The organism is Deltaproteobacteria bacterium (assembly GCA_020848905.1).
Classification (GTDB): domain Bacteria; phylum Myxococcota_A; class Polyangia.
In genome coordinates this window covers 121,896-140,141 of record JADLHG010000018.1, presented here as the reverse complement: position 1 = coordinate 140,141, position 18,246 = coordinate 121,896, and the positions used below count along the sequence as shown (strand labels likewise).

General features: G+C 71.9%; 12 protein-coding genes and 1 tRNA gene. 2 read left to right on the top strand and 11 right to left on the bottom strand.

The features are described from left to right. The first annotated feature begins 32 nt into the window (after positions 1 to 32). Positions 33 to 923, top strand: coding sequence for a hypothetical protein (locus IT371_08630; protein MCC6747707.1), 891 nt, complete (start codon positions 33 to 35; stop codon positions 921 to 923). 17 nt (positions 924 to 940) lie between these two features. On the opposite strand, the gene IT371_08625 is transcribed toward IT371_08630, so the two are convergent. The 9 genes from IT371_08625 to IT371_08585 form a co-directional block, all read right to left on the bottom strand. Continuing rightward, positions 941 to 1,345 (bottom strand): VOC family protein, encoded by a 405-nt coding sequence (locus IT371_08625; protein ID MCC6747706.1) that lies wholly within the window; start codon positions 1,343 to 1,345, stop codon positions 941 to 943. Then, on the bottom strand, positions 1,329 to 2,453 hold the full coding sequence (locus IT371_08620) for a radical SAM protein (protein MCC6747705.1): 1,125 nt from the start codon (positions 2,451 to 2,453) through the stop codon (positions 1,329 to 1,331). The genes IT371_08625 and IT371_08620 overlap by 17 nt, the downstream gene beginning before the upstream one ends. Before the next feature lie 16 nt (positions 2,454 to 2,469). Next, entirely contained in the window at positions 2,470 to 2,838 is a 369-nt protein-coding gene (locus tag IT371_08615) for a hypothetical protein (protein MCC6747704.1), read from the bottom strand. 81 nt (positions 2,839 to 2,919) lie between these two features. Next, positions 2,920 to 4,935 carry a response regulator gene (locus tag IT371_08610; protein MCC6747703.1) on the bottom strand — a complete coding sequence of 672 codons (2,016 nt, stop codon included), beginning with the start codon at positions 4,933 to 4,935 and terminating at the stop codon, positions 2,920 to 2,922. After that, positions 4,932 to 5,540, bottom strand: a complete 609-nt coding sequence (locus IT371_08605; GenBank protein MCC6747702.1) for an MEDS domain-containing protein — start codon at positions 5,538 to 5,540, stop codon at positions 4,932 to 4,934. Before IT371_08605 ends, IT371_08610 begins: the two co-directional genes overlap by 4 nt. Positions 5,541 to 5,639: 99 nt before the next feature. After that, positions 5,640 to 6,203: a hypothetical protein gene (locus tag IT371_08600; GenBank protein ID MCC6747701.1), complete on the bottom strand. Its 564-nt coding sequence runs from the start codon at positions 6,201 to 6,203 to the stop codon at positions 5,640 to 5,642. A gap of 360 nt (positions 6,204 to 6,563) precedes the next feature. Then, positions 6,564 to 6,647: transfer RNA gene (locus IT371_08595), tRNA-Leu, on the bottom strand. Between the two features lie 119 nt (positions 6,648 to 6,766). Next, a complete protein-coding gene (locus IT371_08590) occupies positions 6,767 to 10,360 on the bottom strand; it encodes a hypothetical protein (GenBank protein ID MCC6747700.1) in 3,594 nt (1,197 codons plus the stop codon). Between the two features lie 29 nt (positions 10,361 to 10,389). Further along, positions 10,390 to 10,797 (bottom strand): hypothetical protein, encoded by a 408-nt coding sequence (locus IT371_08585; protein ID MCC6747699.1) that lies wholly within the window; start codon positions 10,795 to 10,797, stop codon positions 10,390 to 10,392. A gap of 100 nt (positions 10,798 to 10,897) precedes the next feature. Here IT371_08585 and IT371_08580 point away from each other — a divergent pair, with 100 nt between their 5' ends. Then, positions 10,898 to 12,325, top strand: a complete 1,428-nt coding sequence (locus IT371_08580) for a hypothetical protein (GenBank protein MCC6747698.1) — start codon at positions 10,898 to 10,900, stop codon at positions 12,323 to 12,325. Positions 12,326 to 12,328: 3 nt separating this feature from the next. Here IT371_08580 and IT371_08575 read toward each other — a convergent pair whose 3' ends face one another. Both IT371_08575 and IT371_08570 read right to left on the bottom strand, forming a co-directional pair. Then, positions 12,329 to 12,907 carry a hypothetical protein gene (locus tag IT371_08575; protein MCC6747697.1) on the bottom strand — a complete coding sequence of 193 codons (579 nt, stop codon included), beginning with the start codon at positions 12,905 to 12,907 and terminating at the stop codon, positions 12,329 to 12,331. A gap of 152 nt (positions 12,908 to 13,059) precedes the next feature. Further along, a complete protein-coding gene (locus tag IT371_08570; GenBank protein MCC6747696.1) occupies positions 13,060 to 18,180 on the bottom strand; it encodes a tetratricopeptide repeat protein in 5,121 nt (1,706 codons plus the stop codon). Between the last annotated feature and the right edge of the window lie 66 nt (positions 18,181 to 18,246).

Genomic DNA, 18,246 nt, shown 5'->3' with positions numbered 1-18,246 from the left:
GCGCGGCCACTGGCCGGGAAGGAACCCAGACCATGTCCTCCACGCGAGCTCCGCGCCTCCTCCGCCACCTGCTCCTCTCGTACGCCATCGCGAGCGTCGTGGCCTCCGGCAGCCCGGCCACCGCCGCGCCCTTCCGCGGCTCGGCGCTCGAGCGCGAGGCCTACGCCCTCGTGAACAGCCTCGCGTCGGTGCGCAACCTGCCCGTGCGCGAGCAGTACGCCGTCGTGGCCTCCTTCGCCCGCGGCGTGGCGGTCCTGAAAGGGAAGGTCGCCGGCGAGCGCGGCGCGAACTACCGCTTCCTCCACCAGACGCTGACCCGCGTGGAACAGATGCTCTCCGCGGACAATCGCACGATCGGGATGTCTCCGGGGCGTTGCGTGGCCTTCGACGCCTCGACCCTGCTCGGCACGCTGCAGCAGATCGCGCTCGGGCACCCCACCGTCGAGCGCCGGGCGACCGCTGCCGTGCGGCGCGTGGAGCGTGCCCCCGCCACGCGGCACCTCTTCCGTCAGCGCGACGCGCTCGCGCGGGCCTACGCCGATGCCGTGACCGCGGCGGAGCTCTTGATGGAGAAGAACAACGTCGGAGACAAGGCGTGGCAGCGGTACCTGAGCCGCGGCAACTACGGCGGCTGGGACTCGATGGAGGACCTGAGAGACTACTTCCAGATGGGGCAGGAGCAGTGGGCCTACGGGAGGACCGGAGCCACCCGCGCCAAGAAGGCGCTGGACGCCTTCGAAGCGAAGCTCGTGCGCACCGTCCCCGAGTACGCGGCGGCCCTCGAGGCGGCGAAAACGGCAAGCTCGTGGGCCCTGGGGCGGGAGGTGGTCTTTCCGCAGGCGAGCGCGATGGCCGACGAGCTTACGGCGAACGGCCTGCTCGTGACGGCGCCCAAGGCCCGCACCGCCCGCCGCGCCAAGTAGGCGTCCTCGCTGGCCCGCTACAGGCTTTGATACAGCTCGAAGGGATTGCCGTCCGGATCGCGCAACCGCGCCACGATGCCGAGCGGGGTTGAGCGCGGCGCGAATTCCACGGCCACGCCCGCCGCGCGTAGTCGCTCGAAGTCCCGAGCTGCGCTGCGAACGTGAAAGGCCACCCCCGCCTCGCCGCGCGGGGTGGCCGACCCCGGCGCGCCGCCGAGCGGCCAGATGGAGAAGTAGACGGCGCCCAGGTCGCACCCCCAGTGAGGATTGAGACCGGGCACGTTCACGGCCACGAGCGGGATGCCGAGCTGTTCGCGGTAGAACGAGGCGAGCGCGGTGGGGTCGGCGGCGAAGAGCAGCACCGCCGCGATGCCCAAAGGCGGAACCGGCGCGCGCGGCGCCCCGTCAGGATCGACGGTCATCGCACTGACGCTCGAGCCAGCAGAAGTCCTCCGGCTGCACCAGCCGCTCGTGCAGGCCGCCACCGAGGCAGGTCGGGAACCACGAGCAGTCCGCGCACGGCCCGCTCTTGCGCCAGGAGAAATCGCGGTAGCGCGCGAAGCGTTCGCGCCAGACCTCGGAGAAACGCTTCTCGAGCGCCGAGCCCTGCGCCATCGAGCGAGGCAGGGACGGGCACGCGCTGACCTGGCCATCCGCCAGGATCGACGCAATCACGAGGCCGGCGTAGCACTGCCCCCCTTCGGGTCGCACCTCCTGCTCCTGCTCCAGCCCGAGAAACCCGCCGCACGAGAAGCGCACGCCGAAGTCGGGATCGCTCGCGCTGGCCTGCCGCCGTTCGGCCACGAAGGCCATGAGGCGCCGCACCTCGGGTGGCTCGAGCCACATCGACTTCGTGTCCGCCCCGTCCCCGAGCCGCCCCATGCGATCGATCGTGATCAGGCGCCACCGGTTCGCCCCGGCCTCGCGGACCATGCGTTCCAGGCGCGGCAGATCGTCCAGGTTGGCCGGACGCACGCAGGTGATGGCCTCCACGATGCGCATCCCGGCGCGGCGGGCGGCGCCGAGCGCGGCCAGCGTCCGCGGAAAGGTCCCCCGACCGCGTACCTCGTCGTGCTCGGGCTGCAGCCCGTCCAGGCTGATCGTGACCGTCCGCATGCCGGCGGCCACGAGCCGCGCGGCAGCCGCGTCGTCGAGGAGCGTCCCGTTCGTGACGATGCACGAGCGCAGGCCGAGCTCCGTCATGTACTCGACGACCTCGAAGAGGTCCTTGCGAAGCAGCGGCTCCCCGCCCGTGATGGAGACGAAGATGCGCGAGGCGTCGAAGTCCTCGGCGATCGTCTCGAGGATCCCCTTCACCTCCGCCGTGGTGAGCTCGCGCACCGGCGAGTGCGGCGTGCAGCTCGAGCCGCAATGCGCGCAGCGCAGGTTGCAGCGCAGCGTGCACTCCCAGAAGAGGTAGGTCAGGTCCGGCGCCCGCGCGAGCCGCTGCCGCCGCTGCGCCTCGCGCTGAGCATCCACGAGCTTCGGGAAATCCCGCAGTCGAATGTCAAAAGGATCGGAGCTCGACATCGGGGGCGTATCCGGCTCAGCCCGGCCGGCCGCCGTACTTGGCCACCATCGCGTCGCGCCCCGCGTCGGGCGGGCCGCCGTACTTCGCCACGGGACCGTCACGTCCCGCATCCGGCGGGCCACCGTACTTCGCCACCGGGCCGTCCGTCCCCGCGTCGGGCGGGCCACCGTACTTCGCCGCAGGGCCGTCTGCCCCCGCGTCGGGCGGACCGCCGTACTTCGCCACCGGGCCGTCTGCCCCCGCGTCGGGTGGTCCGCCGTACTTCGCCACCGCGTCGTCGCATCCTGCGAGAGCGGTGCCGGCGACTCCCGCCGCACAGACCGCCGCCGCGCTGGTGAGCAAATCCACGAAGAACGATCGTCTGGACTTGGTTTCGTCGGCCATGGATCCGTCTCCGGTGAGAGCACGAGCGTACCGCCGCCACGCTGGCCCGGGATACGCCGATCTGCGGAGCCTTGCCCTGGATCAAGCCTCGCGACCGCGGCTCGCGGCCCTCTGCGCCACGCCCCGCACTGCGTGCTCGACGTGCTCGGTGTCGAGCGCCTCCGCCACCTCTCGCAGCAGCTCCGTCGGGCTGAACGGCTTGCGCACGAAACGAGTCCCCGACTCGAGCACCCCGCGTGCAAGGATGGCGTCATCGGTGTAACCCGACATGTAGATCACTCGGAGCTCGGGCCGCGTCCTGGCCAGCTCCTGGGCGAGCGTGTTGCCCCCCATCCGGGGCATGACCACGTCGGTCAACAGCAGGTCGATCTCGCCCGCGTGGCGCAGTCCTGTCTGGAGCGCCTCGGCGCCGTCCACCGCGGACAGCACCGCGTAGCCCGCCCCTTCGAGGATTCGCGTGGCGACCTTGCGCAGCGCCTCCTCGTCCTCCACCACGAGGATGGTCCGGGTTCCCGCGGGTCGCCGCCGAATGGTCGGGCGCGCGATGGGCGTCGCGGCCGCCGCCGAGAGCTCGCGAGGCAGCTGGATCGTGAACGTCGTCCCCCGGCCCTCCTCGCTGTCGACCCTGATGTGGCCACCGCTCTGCTTGACGATGCCGTACACCGTGGACAGCCCGAGGCCGGTGCCCTTGCCCCTCTCTTTGGTCGTGAAAAACGGCTCGAAGATCTTTTCCTTGGCCTGCTGGTCCATGCCGCAGCCCGTATCCGCCACCACGAGCTGGACGTACGAGCCAGCCTTCACGCCCGGCTGGCGTACCGCGTAGTCCTCGTCGAGCTCGACGCACGCCGTCTCGATCGTGATCCGCCCGCCGGAGGGCATCGCGTCGCGCGCGTTCACCACCATATTCATGAGCACCTGCTCGAGCTGCCCGCGATCGGCCCTCACGAGGTGCGGCTCGGGCGCGAGCCGGAGCTCGAGGTCGAGGTCCTCCCCGATCACGCGCCGGAGCATCTTCTCCAGCTCGGACACCACCTGGTTGAGCTCGAGCACCGTGGGCTCGAGCACCTGCTTGCGACCGAAGGCCAACAGCTGCCGCGTGAGCGACGCCGCGCCCTCGGCGGCCTTGCGGATCTCGTCGAGGTCGCCTCGCACGGGGTCCGCCGCGGGGAGCGCCTCGCTCGCGAAGGTGGCGAAGCTCAGGATCACCGAGAGGAGGTTATTGAAGTCGTGCGCCACGCCTCCCGCGAGACGGCCGATGGCGTCCATCTTCTGCGACACGCGGAGACGCTCCTCGAGGTTCTGGCGCTCCTCCTCGGCGCGCTTGCGGTCAGTAATGTCCTGGGCGACGCCGAAGGTCTTGACCGTGCGTCCAGAGGCGTCCTTGACGATCGAGAACACGACGGAGAGGTAACCGAACTCTCCGTCGGCGTACCGCATGCGGTGCTCGACCTGCCGCTGGTAGCTCGCATCGGGAGCGTCGATTAACCCCCGGATCTCGTCGCCCACGATGCCGATGTCCTCGGGGTGACAGAACCGACGCGCGTAGTCTCCGGAGGACATCTGGTAGCCGCCCACCTCGGCGGCCGTGGTCCGGAAGATGCGGTAGAAGTGGTCGTTGAAGGTGAACAGGTCGCTGCCCACGTCGTACTCCCAGTGCCCCGCGCGCGCGAGCTCCAGCGCATGGGCCAGCCGGGCCTCGCTCGTTTGCAGCGCGTCCTTCGCACGGGCCTCGAGCTCCCGCTGCTGCGCCTCGCTCAGCTCCCGCTGGCGGCGCTCCTCGAGCACGACCGCGATCATCGAGGCCAGGTTGCTCACGAAGGGCGCGTACGGGAGAAACGCGTCGGGATCGGTCAAGAACACCGCGAGCTCGCCGTGGGAGCGCTGACCGAGCCGCAGCGGAAAGCGCCGCACGCCACGGTCTACCGTGAGGCTCCCAGCGGGCGGCACGTGGAGGGCCTTCGTCACCCCCGGCACGCGCTCGAGGCCCCGACCGACGAAGGCGAGGATCTCCTCCGGGCCACCCAGCTGGCCGGCCGTGCTCTCGATGAGGAGCAGCCGCGCGAGCACGTCTGCCGTGGGCGCACGTGCGTGGGTCACGACGAGAGCAGCTCTTCCGGACGGACGAAGAACGGGTTGTGGATGATCGTCCCGCGAACGGCCAGCATCGGATGAATGGCCAACACGTCCATGATGGTCGCGCCGTCGAAGGCGTGGCCGTCGTACTGGCAAAGCGCCGTCACCGGACGCTCGCGCAGGAGCCGGTTGACCATCGCCTCGTACTCCAACAGCCGGGAACCGCCGGGGACCCGGCCGATCTCGGCGCTCATCTCGCCGATGACCCTCGCCCCCGGACGGCCGGCACGAACCGCGTTGTCGTGGAAGGTGGCGAGGAGGTCCAGCATCCGTTCGGGGTCGAATCGCCCGTCCGCGAAGTAGACGCCCCGCGCCGAGGCGAAGCTGAGATGGCCCGCCTCGCGTTCGTCGGAGAGCGAGAGGCCGTCCCGGGCGAGCCAGGCTGCCGCCGCGTCTGCGCCCAAGTTGTCGGAGAAGCAGGCGGTGGTCTCGCCGTTCCGCAGGCCCTGCGAGAGGAACCGCAGCAGCGCCTCGTCGCGTTCGTTCGCGTCCCCGTAGATGTGGCAAAGATGCGTTCCGGGAGGCAAGAACGCTTCGCCGAACCCCAGATCGATGACCCGACTCTCCACGCCTTCCGTCCCCTCCCCCCCGACACTGACCAATTGTGTCACTCGGACGGGGACGGTCAAGGACGGTGGAGAATCGGTCGAAACCCCCGTGACGGGGTATTAGCGCAGGGAGTTGGCCAGCGCCCGAAGCGCCGCCTGGTCGGCCTGGGGCAGCGCGGCGCCGTGGTTGAGCTGCCGCTGAAGCTCGGGCCGGTCGAGGACGCTCTGCACGGTCTGCCTGCGTGCCTTGATCGTGTCGCTCCGGGCCTTGCCGAACTCCTCGAGGGCGCCGCGGGCCATCAGGCCGGTCCACAACACGTTCAGTCCGGCAAATACGGCCGGCAAGGCCGTCCCAACCACCGCCCAGCCGATCTCGCCGGGGTTGCCGCGCGCGATGGTCTCGCGCAGCACCGGGAGGGCCGTGGCCACACCGTGGGCGCCGAGCCCGATGTAGAAGGCGCCGATGCTGCCGACGAACGCCGCGAGGCCACCGCTGCCGATCCGCGAGCGAATCCCGGCCGCCTGAATCTTCTCCCGGTAGAGGGCATCCACCGGCTCGTAGCGCCGGGTGAGCGAGGCGAACGCCCTGCCGGTAGACTTGCCGGGCGCGAATTTCTGGTAGGCCCAGGTCTTTTCCGCCCGGGCCGGCGCAGAGCCGAAGAGGCCCGCGGCGAGCACGATCACGCATGCCGAGGTGCAGCGACGTCCAATGATAGCGAGCATGTTCCTCTCCCGGTTGGGTCGGTTTCGGTTTCCGCTGAGTGTTGCTTGCGGCCCGGCCACTACAAGTTCCGCGCCGTGGACGGTCGGCACGTGACCGCCTGAAATCATGGGCGTTGGCCTCGTACACCCCCCCTGGAGGCCTCCGAGGACGCCGCCAGCACTCTGCGAGAACCGGAGACAGGACGTCTCGAATGTTCGGGAGACCCGAGGGGGGCAAACCTTGCGGCAGGCTCGGTCAGCGGAAGCGACCGCCGCGCGGAAGCGAAGCGCAGGCGGCGAGCCCCAAAGAAAAAGCCCACCTCGGAGAGGCGGGCTTCAGGGTGCGAAAGAGGGGAGTCGAACCCCTACAGCCTTGCGGCCGCTGGAACCTGAATCCAGTGCGTCTACCAGTTCCGCCACTTTCGCAAAAACCGTCCGTGTCATAGCTCCGGCCCGTGGTGCCTGTCAAGGCATACGGCTCGCACGAGGCGCGAGGAGGTCACCGGCGGGGGTGCCCCCTCGGCGCCAGGCTCGCCGAAGGGGGGTCACCCCTGGCTCTCGTCGTCTACCAGAGCGCGCACGAGCCGCGCGACGCGGTCGAGGTCCAGGTCTTCGCCTTCCTCGCCCTCCGCGGCAGGCCGCACCGCTTCGGCCACGACGCGCGCGGTCTCCTCGCTCATGCGTCGCGTCACCTCCCGGTGCTCCTCGGCGACGAGCGGCTCGCCGAACTCGCCGGGGTCGGGTTCGGCGTCCGTCGGCGATTCGCCGATCACCGGCCGCAGCACGAGCTCCGAAGACGGGTTCCGATCCCCCGGCGCGGGGCGCTCCACCGTGGGGTCGTCGAGCCCGACGTGGTCGTCGGCGTCGACCTCGGTCGTCCGCGGAGCCTCGGAGGCCGCGGGACTCGCCGCCCCTTCCGCCGCCGGATGCGGGGCGGCGACGACGCGCAGGCCGGTGGCTGTGACGTGCCCCCCCAGCACCGCGGGGAGAGGTGACGGCGTCGTGACGGGCGCGCTCAGCCGCGCCAGCTCGCGGCTCGGGGCGGGACGACTACGCGGCTCGACGGCACGCAACACCTCTTCCCAGGGCGTCAGGCCGTCCAGCGGCGGCTCTTCTGCCGTCTCGGGCGCGCCGGCCAGTCCTCTCGGCAACCCATCCACGTCGGTGCGCTCGGTCTCCTCCTCGTCGGGCACCTCCACGGCGACGACCTCCAGGCTCTCCCTGAGCTGACGCGCCTCCCGCTCCGCGTCCTGCGCGCGCGCCTCCGCGCGGTGGGCCCGCTCGAGTGCCCGGTCTCGCGCGAGCTCGGCCTCGTGGCGTCGCAGCTCGGATTCCCGCAGCGCCGCCGCCGCGAGCTCCTGCCCACGCGCCTGCTCCTGCCCGAGCGCCTCGAGCTCCGCCCGCACGGTGGCGTGCAGCACGCGCTCGTTCTGCATCTCCGCCACGACGGCGGCCACCTGCGCCGCGTTCCGCGAGGCCTCGTCGCTCGTGAGCCAGATCTGCCCCTCCAGGGCCTCGAGCTGCCGCAGCGCCACCTCGAGCTCGGCCGACCGCACCTCGATCTCCAGCTCGCGCCGTCGCGCGGCTTCGGCCGACCTCGTCTCGAGCCCCTCGAGATCCCGTCGCAGCGAGGCGATCTGCTGCTCGTGGCCGCGCTGGAGGTCCACGATCTCCTGCCGCGCCTCGCCAAGCGAGGCCTGCAGCTCCACCAGCGCGCTGCTCCTCTGCTGCCCGTCTCCCTGCAGCTCGCTCACCAGCTCGTCCCGCTGCACGAGCGCGGCCCGCGCCGCGGCCACCTCTCCCGCCAGCGCCTCGAGCTGCGTGCGCCCCACGTCGAGCTGCGCCCGCAGATGCTCTTCCGTCCGTTGTCGCCGCTCGAGCTCGCGCTCGAGCTCCGCGTGCCTCCCTCTGACCTGCTTCAGCTCCGCGTCCGCCTCGAGCAGACGCACCTCGAGCGCGCCGAGCTGCGCCTCCCGCTCCGCACTGGCCGCCCGCGCCGCGTTCAGCTCCTCGCGAGAGCGCGCGTTCTCCGCCGCCGCCCCCTGCGCGCTGCCCTCGACCGCCGCGCGCGCCTCCCGCTCCACCGCGAGTTCGTCGCGCGCCGTCGCCTCCGCGCGCCGGAAACGCTCCGCCTCCTCGGCCTGGGCCCGCAGCTGCGCCGTGAGCTCCTCGCACCGCTGCCGGGCGCCCGACAGCTCCCGGTCGAGCGCGTCGATCTGCTCCCCCCGCGCCCGAAGCTCCCCCTGCAGGTCCGCCGCGACGGCCCCTCGCGCGAACAGCTCGTCGGTCTGCTGCTTCAGCCGGCCGAGCTCCTCCTCGCGCGCCCTGAGCTGGCCGCGGAGCTGCCCCACCGCGGCCTCGAGCTCCATCGCCCGACCCGCCACCTGCGTCTCTCGCTCCACCCGCGCGCCGAGCTCGCCCCGAGCGCTCTGGAGCTGTTGCTCGGCCACCTCCGCGCGCAACCCGAGCGTGCGCTGGTCCGCCACCGCCTCGATGGCCCGCGCCTCGGCCTCGCGCAGCTCGGTCAACCGCTTGGTCAGCTCGCCCCGCAGGCGGTCGCGCTCCTGTGCCACCTCGCTGAGCAGCTTGCCCCGCTCGGTCCACTGCCCCACGCGCGCGTGAAGGTCCGCCGACTGGCCCCGCGCCGCGTCCAGCTCGCGTCCCAGCTCCTCGATCCGCGCCCTCAGGTGGCGGAGCTCCTCCTCGCGCTGCGAAGCGATCTCGACGCGCGACGTGAACTCCGCCTGCAGCCTCTCGCGACGGTCGCGAACCTCCGCCAGCTCCGCCGACAGGTGCGCCACCCGCTCGACGAGGGCCCCGCGCTCCTCCTGCATCGCGAGCCGCGCCGCCTCCGCGCGCTCGCACCGTTCCTCCTCGGCCATGGCCGTCTCGCGAAGGCGGTCGCGCTCGACGAGTAGCGCCGAGAAGCGATCGCGAAGCGCTCCCGCCTCTTCGACCACGCGTCGCAGCTCCTGACTCAGCCGCTCCGCCTGGCGCCCTGCCTCGTCGGCGGTGCGGCGCGCCTCGTCCGCCGAATCGCCCACCTCGCGTCTCTCTCGCCGGAGGTGCTCGAGCTCCTCTCCGAGCTCGAGCTGGGAGCGAAGCAGCTCGTCGAGCTGACGGCGCGTCCGATCCCTCTCGAGGGCCAGCTCGGTCGCCGCCGATTCGGCCTCCTGCGCCCTGCGCCCCGCGTCCATCCCCACGCGCCGCGCCTCGGCCAGCGCCTGCTCGAGCGCCGCGTGCTGCGCCAGCGCCAGCTCCACCTGTCCCTTGAGCCGCCCCTGCTCGCGCGCCACCTGCGATTCGTGCACCTGCGCAGCGCGGGCCACGCCGCGCGCCTCGGTCAGCTCCTCCTCGAGGCGATGCAGCCGCGCTGCCCGTCCCGCCAGCCCCGCCAGCTCGGCCTCGTGCTGCTTGAGCTCCGCGCGGAGCCGCGTCACCTGCTCTCGTTCGCGCGCCCGCTCGTCCTCGTCGGAGACCGAGGAGCCGTCGGGCGGGTCCGGCGCGACCACGCTCTCGGCCGGCAGCGCGACCAGGGCGTAGCGCGTGAGCTCGGGCAGCGGCAGCCGCGACGCCAGGACGGCGAAGTGCCCCGCCTCCTCGGGTTCCCCGCTCAGCTCGTCGCGCACGCTCAGACGCTGCGCTGCGAGCGGCGGGTCCAGGTAGCTCACGGTCACGCCGACGAACGCGGCCTGCCCCAGCGTAGCCACCTCGGGGAAGCGACCGCGCACGAGCTCCACGAGCTCCCAGTACGAGAGCGCGTCGGGACCCACCGGCTCCGAGCCCCGGCGCTCCGGGTTCGGGGCGACCACGAGCAGGATCCCCGCCGGGGCGAGCAGCCGCTCGAGCTCGTCCATCCAGCGCTCGCGCAGCGCGGGCCAGCGCTCGAAGAGGTCCGGAGCGATCACCACGTCCACGGAGCCCGCGGGAAGTGGAAGCGGCGGACCGTCGGCCCGGAGGCGTTCCGCGCCGCGAAGGGCCTCTCCTCCGCCGGGTTCCCAGGTCGTCAGGCTCCGCGGACGCCCTCGCGCCAGCAGTACCGTCCCCCGCTCATCGCGCGCCCCCACCTCGAGGACGCGCCGGTCGTGGACGAGCGGCTCGGCCAGCAGGTAAATGGGCAGGTGACTCGCATTCGTCATCGGCGTGGGCGAACCCGTCTCGGCGCGGCCTACCAGGGCGACTGCGTGATTTCCATCGAAACGGTGGGGTTGAAGACCAGGACCGACGTCTTGTTCACCAGCGGGTGCTTGACGAGCTCCTGGTATTCCGCAGAGGCACCGACGTGCGTCGCGCTCTTCGTGAATTGGATGCGCAGGTTCGGATCCGTGACCCCGAGCTCCCGGAACTTGCTCTCGGTGCGGCGCCGCAGATTGGCCAAGAACTCTCCCTCCGCGGCGCCCTCCATCCGGCGCTGGGCGTAATACGCGGCGGTGCTATCGCCCAAGATCCCCTTCGCCTTCCACTTGCGGTAGTGCGGCGGTCCGTACTGCACGCCCCAGTAGATGGCCGCAGCAGCGCCCAGATAGAGCAGGATCGAGACAGCGTTCAGACCTCGGGGTTTCTTGTAGTCCGACATCGACGACAGCCTCCTAGCGACCAGCCCACGGCGCAGCCACCGTCGGAGGGAGCCTCGCTTGCGCGGTTGACTTGAAAAGCGACGCGGTTACCATCAGACGGTGCTCCATTCTCCCACAATCTTGGTTGCAGGTGGAGAAGCCGTCTTTCTCGACCTGCTCGACCAGCTGCCGACCTCGCGCTGCCGGCTCCTCTTCTGCGAGACCGTCGGTCAGGTACTCGATCGCGCCTCGAGCGCCCAGCTCGTCGTCGTGGACGCGGATCTGCCGGGCGGAGGAGAGGAGCTCTGTCGGCGATTGCGCGCGCAGGCTCAAACGCAGGCCCTGCCTCTGGTGTTGCGAGGCGGCAAGCGCCCCACGCCGCAGGGTCTCGTCGACGCCGTCGTCCCCGCGGAGGGGCTGACCGAGCTGATGAGCGCCATCGAGCGCCTCTGTCCCGGGCTCGGGGCGACGGGCGCCCGCGCGAGCTCCCCGGCCGCCGTCGCCGAGCTCGCGAAGCCGGCGGCCGCGTCACCCGCACCTGCGACAGCCACGCGCGGCGGCGCGGCAGCGGTCGGTTCCCCCCGCGGGCCGTCTGCGGCCAGCGCGAGCGGCTGGCCCCCCACACCGCCCACGCAGGCCTCCGGCGAGCCCTTCCTCGCCTTCAGCGTGCGGCTGGCCGAGTACCTGCAGTCCGTGATGGATCGCCTGCGGTCGCCTGATCCGCTCTCTGAGGCGGACCGGCAGGGCTTCCTCTCGGTCGTGGGCGACTTCCTCACCACCACCGACGCGCTGCTCCAGGCCGGTCAGCGCGCGATCAACGAGGCGCTCTCCGCGGGCGACCTGCAGCAGATGCGGCTCCTCACCACGGAGCGAAACGGCCTCGTCGAGCGGTTTCAGGCGCTCCGATCGGCGCAGCAGCAGGTCTCCCAGCCGGTCGAGGCCCTGGAAGCCGGGGCCGTGACGTTGCCCAGCCTGCAGAAGAGCGCCCTCACCCGCGCGTACGAGGCCAAGCAGGCGCAGGGACCCAAGGCTGCGCCCCGCCCTCGTCGCCCGACCTCGACCGCCGGGTCCGCTGGGTCTGCCGCCCGGCAGCGCGCGGGCCAGGCCACGCGCTCCGTCTCCGGGTGGCTCGTCGTCGGCGCGCTCGGAGGCCTGGCGCTCCTCGGTGGAGGCGGCTACTGGCTCTGGCAGAGATCGCAGGCGCCGGGCAGCAGCCCGGCCACGCGCGGCAGCAACGCCGCCCCGCTCATGCGGTGGGTCACGGTGACCGAAGGTCCGACGGGTTTCGTGGTTCAGCCGAAGGCCGAGGACCCCGAAGGCGACCGCGTGACCTTCGCCATCCGCTGGCTCGTGGATGGAAAGCTCGTGGTCGGAGCCCACACCGCGCGCCTCGGTCCGGAGAACTATCGTGGTGCGCGCAGCGTCCAGGCGGAAGTGACGCCGCTCGACCCGCTCGGACCGGGGAAGGCCATGGTCTCGCAGCCGCGGGTTCCCGCCGCGCCGAAGACGGACTCGCCACCGCCCCCCCCTTCGCCGCGGCGGAAGTAGCTCCTACCGCAGGTGGGCCTCCACCGCCTTGTGCAGCGCGAACACCGCATCCTTGACCTGCGGATAGGGCGCCTTGGTCTGCACCTTGACGACGAGCGACGTCCAGAGCGCGGCCGGAACGCCCGCCTTGGTGGCCGCGTTGGCGATCCCCTTGGAGGCGCTCACGCCGAGTGAATCGCCCGGCACGTAGATCATGGCGAGCAGGTTGGCCTTGTTCGCCAGCTCGAAGAGCGCGGCAGCCTTGGCGCCGTGCGCGGCCTTCAGGTGCCCGTGAATCGGCGCGCCGGCCTGCTTCAGGAGGTACCGTAGCACCGCCGCGCTGTCCTTGGCCCGCACGCCCGTCTTCGGGGGCAGCGGCGGAACGCTGGTGCCGAGCGCCTTGGCCAGGATCTCCGCCTTCTTGAAGATGTTGGTCACGGCCCCCTCCGGTGCCCCTTGCGCGTGGCCCACCGCCGCGAGACCGAGATTCCTCCCGAGGCTGTACGCGATGAGCTCCTTCGAGATCTTCGCCTCCGCGCGGTTCGCTCCCCCGACGGCCGCAAGGACACCCAGCACCACGACTCCCATTCCTAGGCAACGCATCGCCCGCTCCTTTCGTTCTCATCGCATGCGCCTCGAGGTCCACCGCACGGTCGACCGGCGCAGCCTCGGTCGCTGTGGGACGCGTCGCGCTTCCCGCGCCACGGCGTGATGTACGCCCCTCGCCGGACACCCTTCCCGGGGGCCCCGCCCCTTCACACCTCTGCAGCTCGCCGAAGCGCCCGGTACTCGTCGCTCATCCAGTACCGGACGAGCTCGAGCGCCAGCGGGTTTCTCTGCAGCGCCCACACCTGCCGCTCCGCGTCGGCCCCCTGCGGGAGCCGCGGGTCGTTTCGGCGCAGGTGAGAGAGCGCGGCCTCCAGGTCGTTGACCATCCGGAGCCCCGTGCGCACCGCCGTGTACTGCATCGCGCGCGCCCATTCGGCCATGTTCGGGCGACGACCGACGAGCAGATCCTGACAGGCCTCCTCGAGCGCCCGCCGTCCCCTCCGACTGAGGCTGCGCTGAATGACGCGGGCCCACTCCGCCACGTCCGCCTCCTCGGCGCCGTCCACCGGATAGGTCGGATCGATCGATCGGCACGCGGCCTTCACCAGCACGTCGAGCGCTCCGCCGTCGAGACCGTACGCGACCCAGGTCCGGTTCCGCAGGTAGCTGAGCAGGACTCCCATCCAGAAGCGCACCTCGCGCGAGGGCAGAGCGGCCATCAGGCCACCGCCCACGACGAGGGCAGGGGGGTCCGTCAGGAGCAGGTCCATGTCCCGCGACCGCGTGGGGGAGACGTAGACCTCCACCTCGCGAGCCAGCCCCAGACGATCGCCCACCTCGCGCAGCAGCGCCTTGAGCGGATCCTCCGAGCGAGCCGGAAGCCGGTCGGCCCGACCGATGTGCCACTCCTCGAGCGGCGGCGGCCGCAGCCGGTGCGCCACCTCGCCGAGCACCGCCAGGAGGGCCCTCCCGGCCGACGACTCCGCCGGATGGACGAGCTTGGCCTCCGACAGCGTGTCGTCCACCGGCCCGCTCGGCTCGCGCACGCCGCGAGCGCGGTGCTCGCGGTAGGCCCGCTCCTCGGGCTCCGTCGCCGCCCCGACGCAGACCAGCACCGTCACCGCAGCGTGGGCCTGTTCGTGCGCGCCGAGCCGGGTCCAGATCGTGCGCAGCTGCCGCAGGCTCTCGGCGTTGAGCGGGTCCAGCGCGAGCACCTCGCGATGCGCCGCGATGGCCTCGGGGAGCCGCCCCTCGTGCGCCAGAATCCGCGCGCTGGCGAGCCGCGCCTCGATGTTTCGCCCGTCCGCCGCGATCACGGCCCGGTACTGCTCGAGCGCCTCGGCGTTCCGCCCGAAGCGCTGGTGCAAGATCTCCGCGAGCTGGATCCGGCGACCGATGTTGCGCTGCTGCTGCTCCTCGGGAAGCGCGACCAGATAGGCCCGCAGCGTCTCCGAGAGCGTCTCCCACTGCGCGAGCCGCGCGTGGAGGTCCACGAGCCGAGAGATCAGCCGCTCGCTCGTCGGGGCCACGGCCAGGGCGTTGCGCAGCTGCTCGGCGGCCATCTGCGGGTCGCCGAAGCCCTTCTCGTGGATCTCGGCGAGCGCCAGGTAGTGCTCGACCTGCCGGTCCGCGTCGGGCTCGATCTCGATCACACGACCCAGCGTCTCGGCCGCGTTCTCCCAGTCCCGGCTCCAGACGAACAGCTCGTAGAGCCGTCCGAGCGCGCGGCGGTCTCGCGGTGCGATGGCGAGGACGTTCTGGTAGCAGGAGATCGCCTGCCGGTGGTCGGCGAGCTTCTCGCTCCAGATATCGCCCAGCTGATAATGAGCCCGCCGCAGCAGCTCCGGATCGTCGCTGAGCGTCACGATGCGCGAGAGCACGGCCACCGCCTCGTGCCACTGATCGAGACCCACGTGGAGCTCCCCCAGCGTGAGCAGCGTCGGCAGGTGGTTCGGATCCAGGCGCACGGCCCGACCGAGCGTCGCCACCGCCTCCGTCGGCGCGTGGAGGTGCTCGCGCTGAATCCACGCCATGCGCGCGATGAGCTCGATCTGGAGCATCGTCGCGTTGCCGGTGGTCGGTCGCGCACCCGAGCCGACGGCCTCCACGCGTCGCCGGCTGACCTCGACGAGCTGCTCCCACGCTCCCCGCTGCACGAGGAGCTGCTCCAGCCGCCCCGCGGCCTCCTCGTGGAAGGGGTCGATCGTCAGCACCTGCTGCAGCGCAGCGACGGCACGATCCAGCTCGCCGAAGCGCTCCTGGTACGAGCTCGCGGCCCGCAGCAGGCTCTCGAGCGCCAGCGTGCGGTCCCGCGAAAGCGCCGCCTCACGTTCCAGGCTCTGCGTCGCCTCCCGCCACTGCTCCAGACGTTCGCGGAGCCGTCGCAGCTCACGAACGACGAGCCAATCCTCCCCGAGCGTCGCCGCCTCGGAGAGCGCCTCCGCGGCGCCCGCCAGATCGGAGGCCTCCTCTCGAACCACGGCGAGCCGGAGAAGAATGCTGCGCCGCAGGTCGGGTTCCTTCTCGCGCGCGAGCTGCGCCTCGAGAACGCGCCGCAGCGCCGCCGAGTCGCCGGCCTCCTGGTGCCGCATGGCCAGCACGTCGAGGGCGGCCCCCTCGTCCGGCCCGAGCTCTACGATGCGCTCGTAGAGGGCCGTCGGGTCGCGCTCCGGCTGCAGCCGCACCTCCACCACGCTCGCCGCCTCGTAGAGGTAGTTGACGGCGTCCTGGACGTTGCGCGACGCCGCCGCGAGCCGCTCGTAGGTCTCGGCTAGACGCTCGAAGTGACCGAGGCGCCGATAGAGCCGCGCGAGGGCCTCGAGCGTCTCGAGGTTGTCGGGCTCGGCGGCCAGCGCCTGCTCGTAGTAGCCGGCCGCCCGCTCCGGATCGAGCAAGCGATGGTCCCATACCTCGCCGAGCTGCTTGAGCAACGAGACGCGACCTCGCTCCTCGCCGCACGCGCGCAGCGCCTGCTCGTAGAGCTCGGCCACCTCGCCGTAGCGCCCATCGGCGACGAGCAGCCTCAGCAACGCCTCGCGCGACGCCTCGTGGTCCGGGCTGAGCTCGAGCGCCTGGCGGTAGCAGTAGGCGGCCTGTCCCTTCTCTCCGAGGCGGGCCTCCCACACCTCTCCGATCGTGTAGAGGGCGGTGGCCTTGTGCCGGGGCTCGGAGAGGGCCGCCGCCTTGCGCTGCATGACTTCGACCAGCCGCGGCCACTGCCCCTGCCGCCGGTGAATGCGCGCCAGCGCCTGGAGCGCCGGCAGGAACCCGGGGACGTGGTGCACCGCCTGCTGGTACGCGGCGAGCGCCTCGTCGTCCTTCAGCAGCTGCTCCTCGTAGATCTCGCCCAGCTTGTAGAGCAGCAGGCCCATCCGATCCGCCGGAAGCCCCCCTCGGTCGAGCTCGCTGCGAAAGAGCTCCACGAGCTCCACCCAGTTACCGCGACGATGGTAGATGCGCCCGAGCGATTTGAGGGTGGGAGCGTGCCCGGCGCTCCACTCGAGGATCTGCTGGTAGCGCGCCACCGCGTCGTCGAGTCGGTCCAGCCGCGTCTCGCAGGTCTCGGCCGCCTGGTGCGCCAGCGCCAGCCGCAGCTCCGGGTCGCTCGTCTGGGCGATCTCCTGGTCGAGCACCTCGAGCAGGCTGTCGAAGCGCTGCGCGGCAGCGTAGAGCCGCGCGAGCATCTGCAGGAGCGGGCCGTGCCCCGGTCGTGCGGCCAGCGCGCGACGACAGTAGGCGATCGCCCGGTCGGGGTCCCCCTGGCGCTCCTCGCAGACCCGCGCCATCTGTTCGAGGAGCTCGGCCCCGTCGGCCGGCGGCAACCGTTCGAGTCGCGACTCGAGCAGGATGAGCAGCGCCGCCCAGTCCTTCGTCGTCGAATAGAGGCGTTCGAGCGCCCGCTCCGCCGGTCCGAAGTGCGGCACGGTCGCGAGCGCCCGGCGGTGCAGCTCGACGGCCCGCCGCGGGTCGTTCAGCCGCGCCTCGCAGAGCTCCGCCACCGCGCAGAAGCGCGCCGCGCGCGCCTGAGGGTCCTGGATCGCCTCGGCCTCGGCGGCGTACATGCCCGCCAGCTCCGCCCACGCGCCGCGCCGCTGATACAGCCGGCCGAGCGACTGGAGCGCCGGAACGTACGCCGGGTCGAGCGCCGCCGCGCGCCGATAGTGGAGCAGCGCGTCCTCCTCGCGACCCAGCCGTTCCTCGAGCAGTTGCCCGAGCTGGTGGTGCGCCGAGACCCGCTCGGCGTCCTCGCGCAGCGTGGCGATGAGCTCGGGGAGCGCCTCGGCCAGCTCGGCGTGCAGGCCGCTCTGCTGGAGCAGCTCGACCAGCTCCTGCAGGATCAGCGGGTCGGGGGCCTCGAGGCGCGCCCGCCGCAAGAGCTCGAGCGCGCGGTCCGGCTGCTCCAGGCGGTCCCGGCAAAGGCGTGCGGCCCCGAGGTAGGCCATCGCGCGCTCCCGCCCGCTCGGCGCGAGCTCCGCCTCGGTGAGGAGCACGTCTACCAGGTCGCCCCACCGCTGTCGCTGGTGGTACAGGCGCTTCAGGGCCGACCGCACCGACGCGTTCGCGGGATCCTCCGACAGCGCCACCGCGTAGGTCTCGATCGCCGCCTCGGCCTGGCCCAGCTCCTCCTCTTGCAGCCGCGCCACCTCGTTGTAGAGCAGGCTTCGCTGCCTCGGGTCACGGGTGGCCGCCGCCGCGCGACGGCAGATCTCGAGCAGGCCCTTGGTGTCCTGGCGTCTCCAGTAGAGGCTGCGCAGCCGATGCAGCGCGTGAGGCTGTCCGGGGTCCGCGTGGAGCGCCTCGACGTAGCAGCGGATCGCCGCCTCGCCGTTGCCGAGCCAGTCCTCGTAGATCCGCCCCTTCTGCCACTGGAGCTGCGCCAGCGCCGCCGGAGTCCCCGCCAGGTGGAGCTCTGCGTCGAGGAGCGTCAGCACCATGGCCCAGTTCTGTCGCGCCGCGAAGACCTGCCTCGCCGCGCGCAGACTGGCCACGTTCTCCCCCGCGAGCCGGTAGGCCTGCTGGTAGTGGTGGATCGCGCGACGCTGGTCGTGAAGCTGCTGCTCGTAGATGACGCCCAGCTCGAGGTGCAACCGGGCCTGCTGCGCCTCGTCCGCCGCGGCGAGCTCGCGCTGCGCGTCGAGGACCAGGCGTCGCGCCTCGTGCGCCACGTCGGTACGCGGCTCGAAGACCGTCGCGACGACGAGGGGCCCCTCCTCCTCCTCGGGCTCGGGCAGCACGAACTCCGCGGTCACCATGTCGGCGACCGGTCCGTACTGATCCTCTTCGTCGTCGGTAGCTGCGACCCGGCGAAGCCGGGGCTCGTCGGCCATGCGGCGATTCTCTCCCACGCCTGGTCAAAAATGAAGGGGCAAACCCTGCTCGACCATGTCCGTTTT

Coding starts and splice junctions, on each gene's coding strand:
- IT371_08590 (MCC6747700.1), bottom strand. CDS start 10,360: ATGACGAATGCGAGTCACCTGCCCATTTACCTGCTGGCCGAGCCGCTC.
- IT371_08585 (MCC6747699.1), bottom strand. CDS start 10,797: ATGTCGGACTACAAGAAACCCCGAGGTCTGAACGCTGTCTCGATCCTG.
- IT371_08570 (MCC6747696.1), bottom strand. CDS start 18,180: ATGGCCGACGAGCCCCGGCTTCGCCGGGTCGCAGCTACCGACGACGAA.
- IT371_08630 (MCC6747707.1), top strand. CDS start 33: ATGTCCTCCACGCGAGCTCCGCGCCTCCTCCGCCACCTGCTCCTCTCG.
- IT371_08620 (MCC6747705.1), bottom strand. CDS start 2,453: ATGTCGAGCTCCGATCCTTTTGACATTCGACTGCGGGATTTCCCGAAG.
- IT371_08625 (MCC6747706.1), bottom strand. CDS start 1,345: ATGACCGTCGATCCTGACGGGGCGCCGCGCGCGCCGGTTCCGCCTTTG.
- IT371_08575 (MCC6747697.1), bottom strand. CDS start 12,907: ATGCGTTGCCTAGGAATGGGAGTCGTGGTGCTGGGTGTCCTTGCGGCC.
- IT371_08615 (MCC6747704.1), bottom strand. CDS start 2,838: ATGGCCGACGAAACCAAGTCCAGACGATCGTTCTTCGTGGATTTGCTC.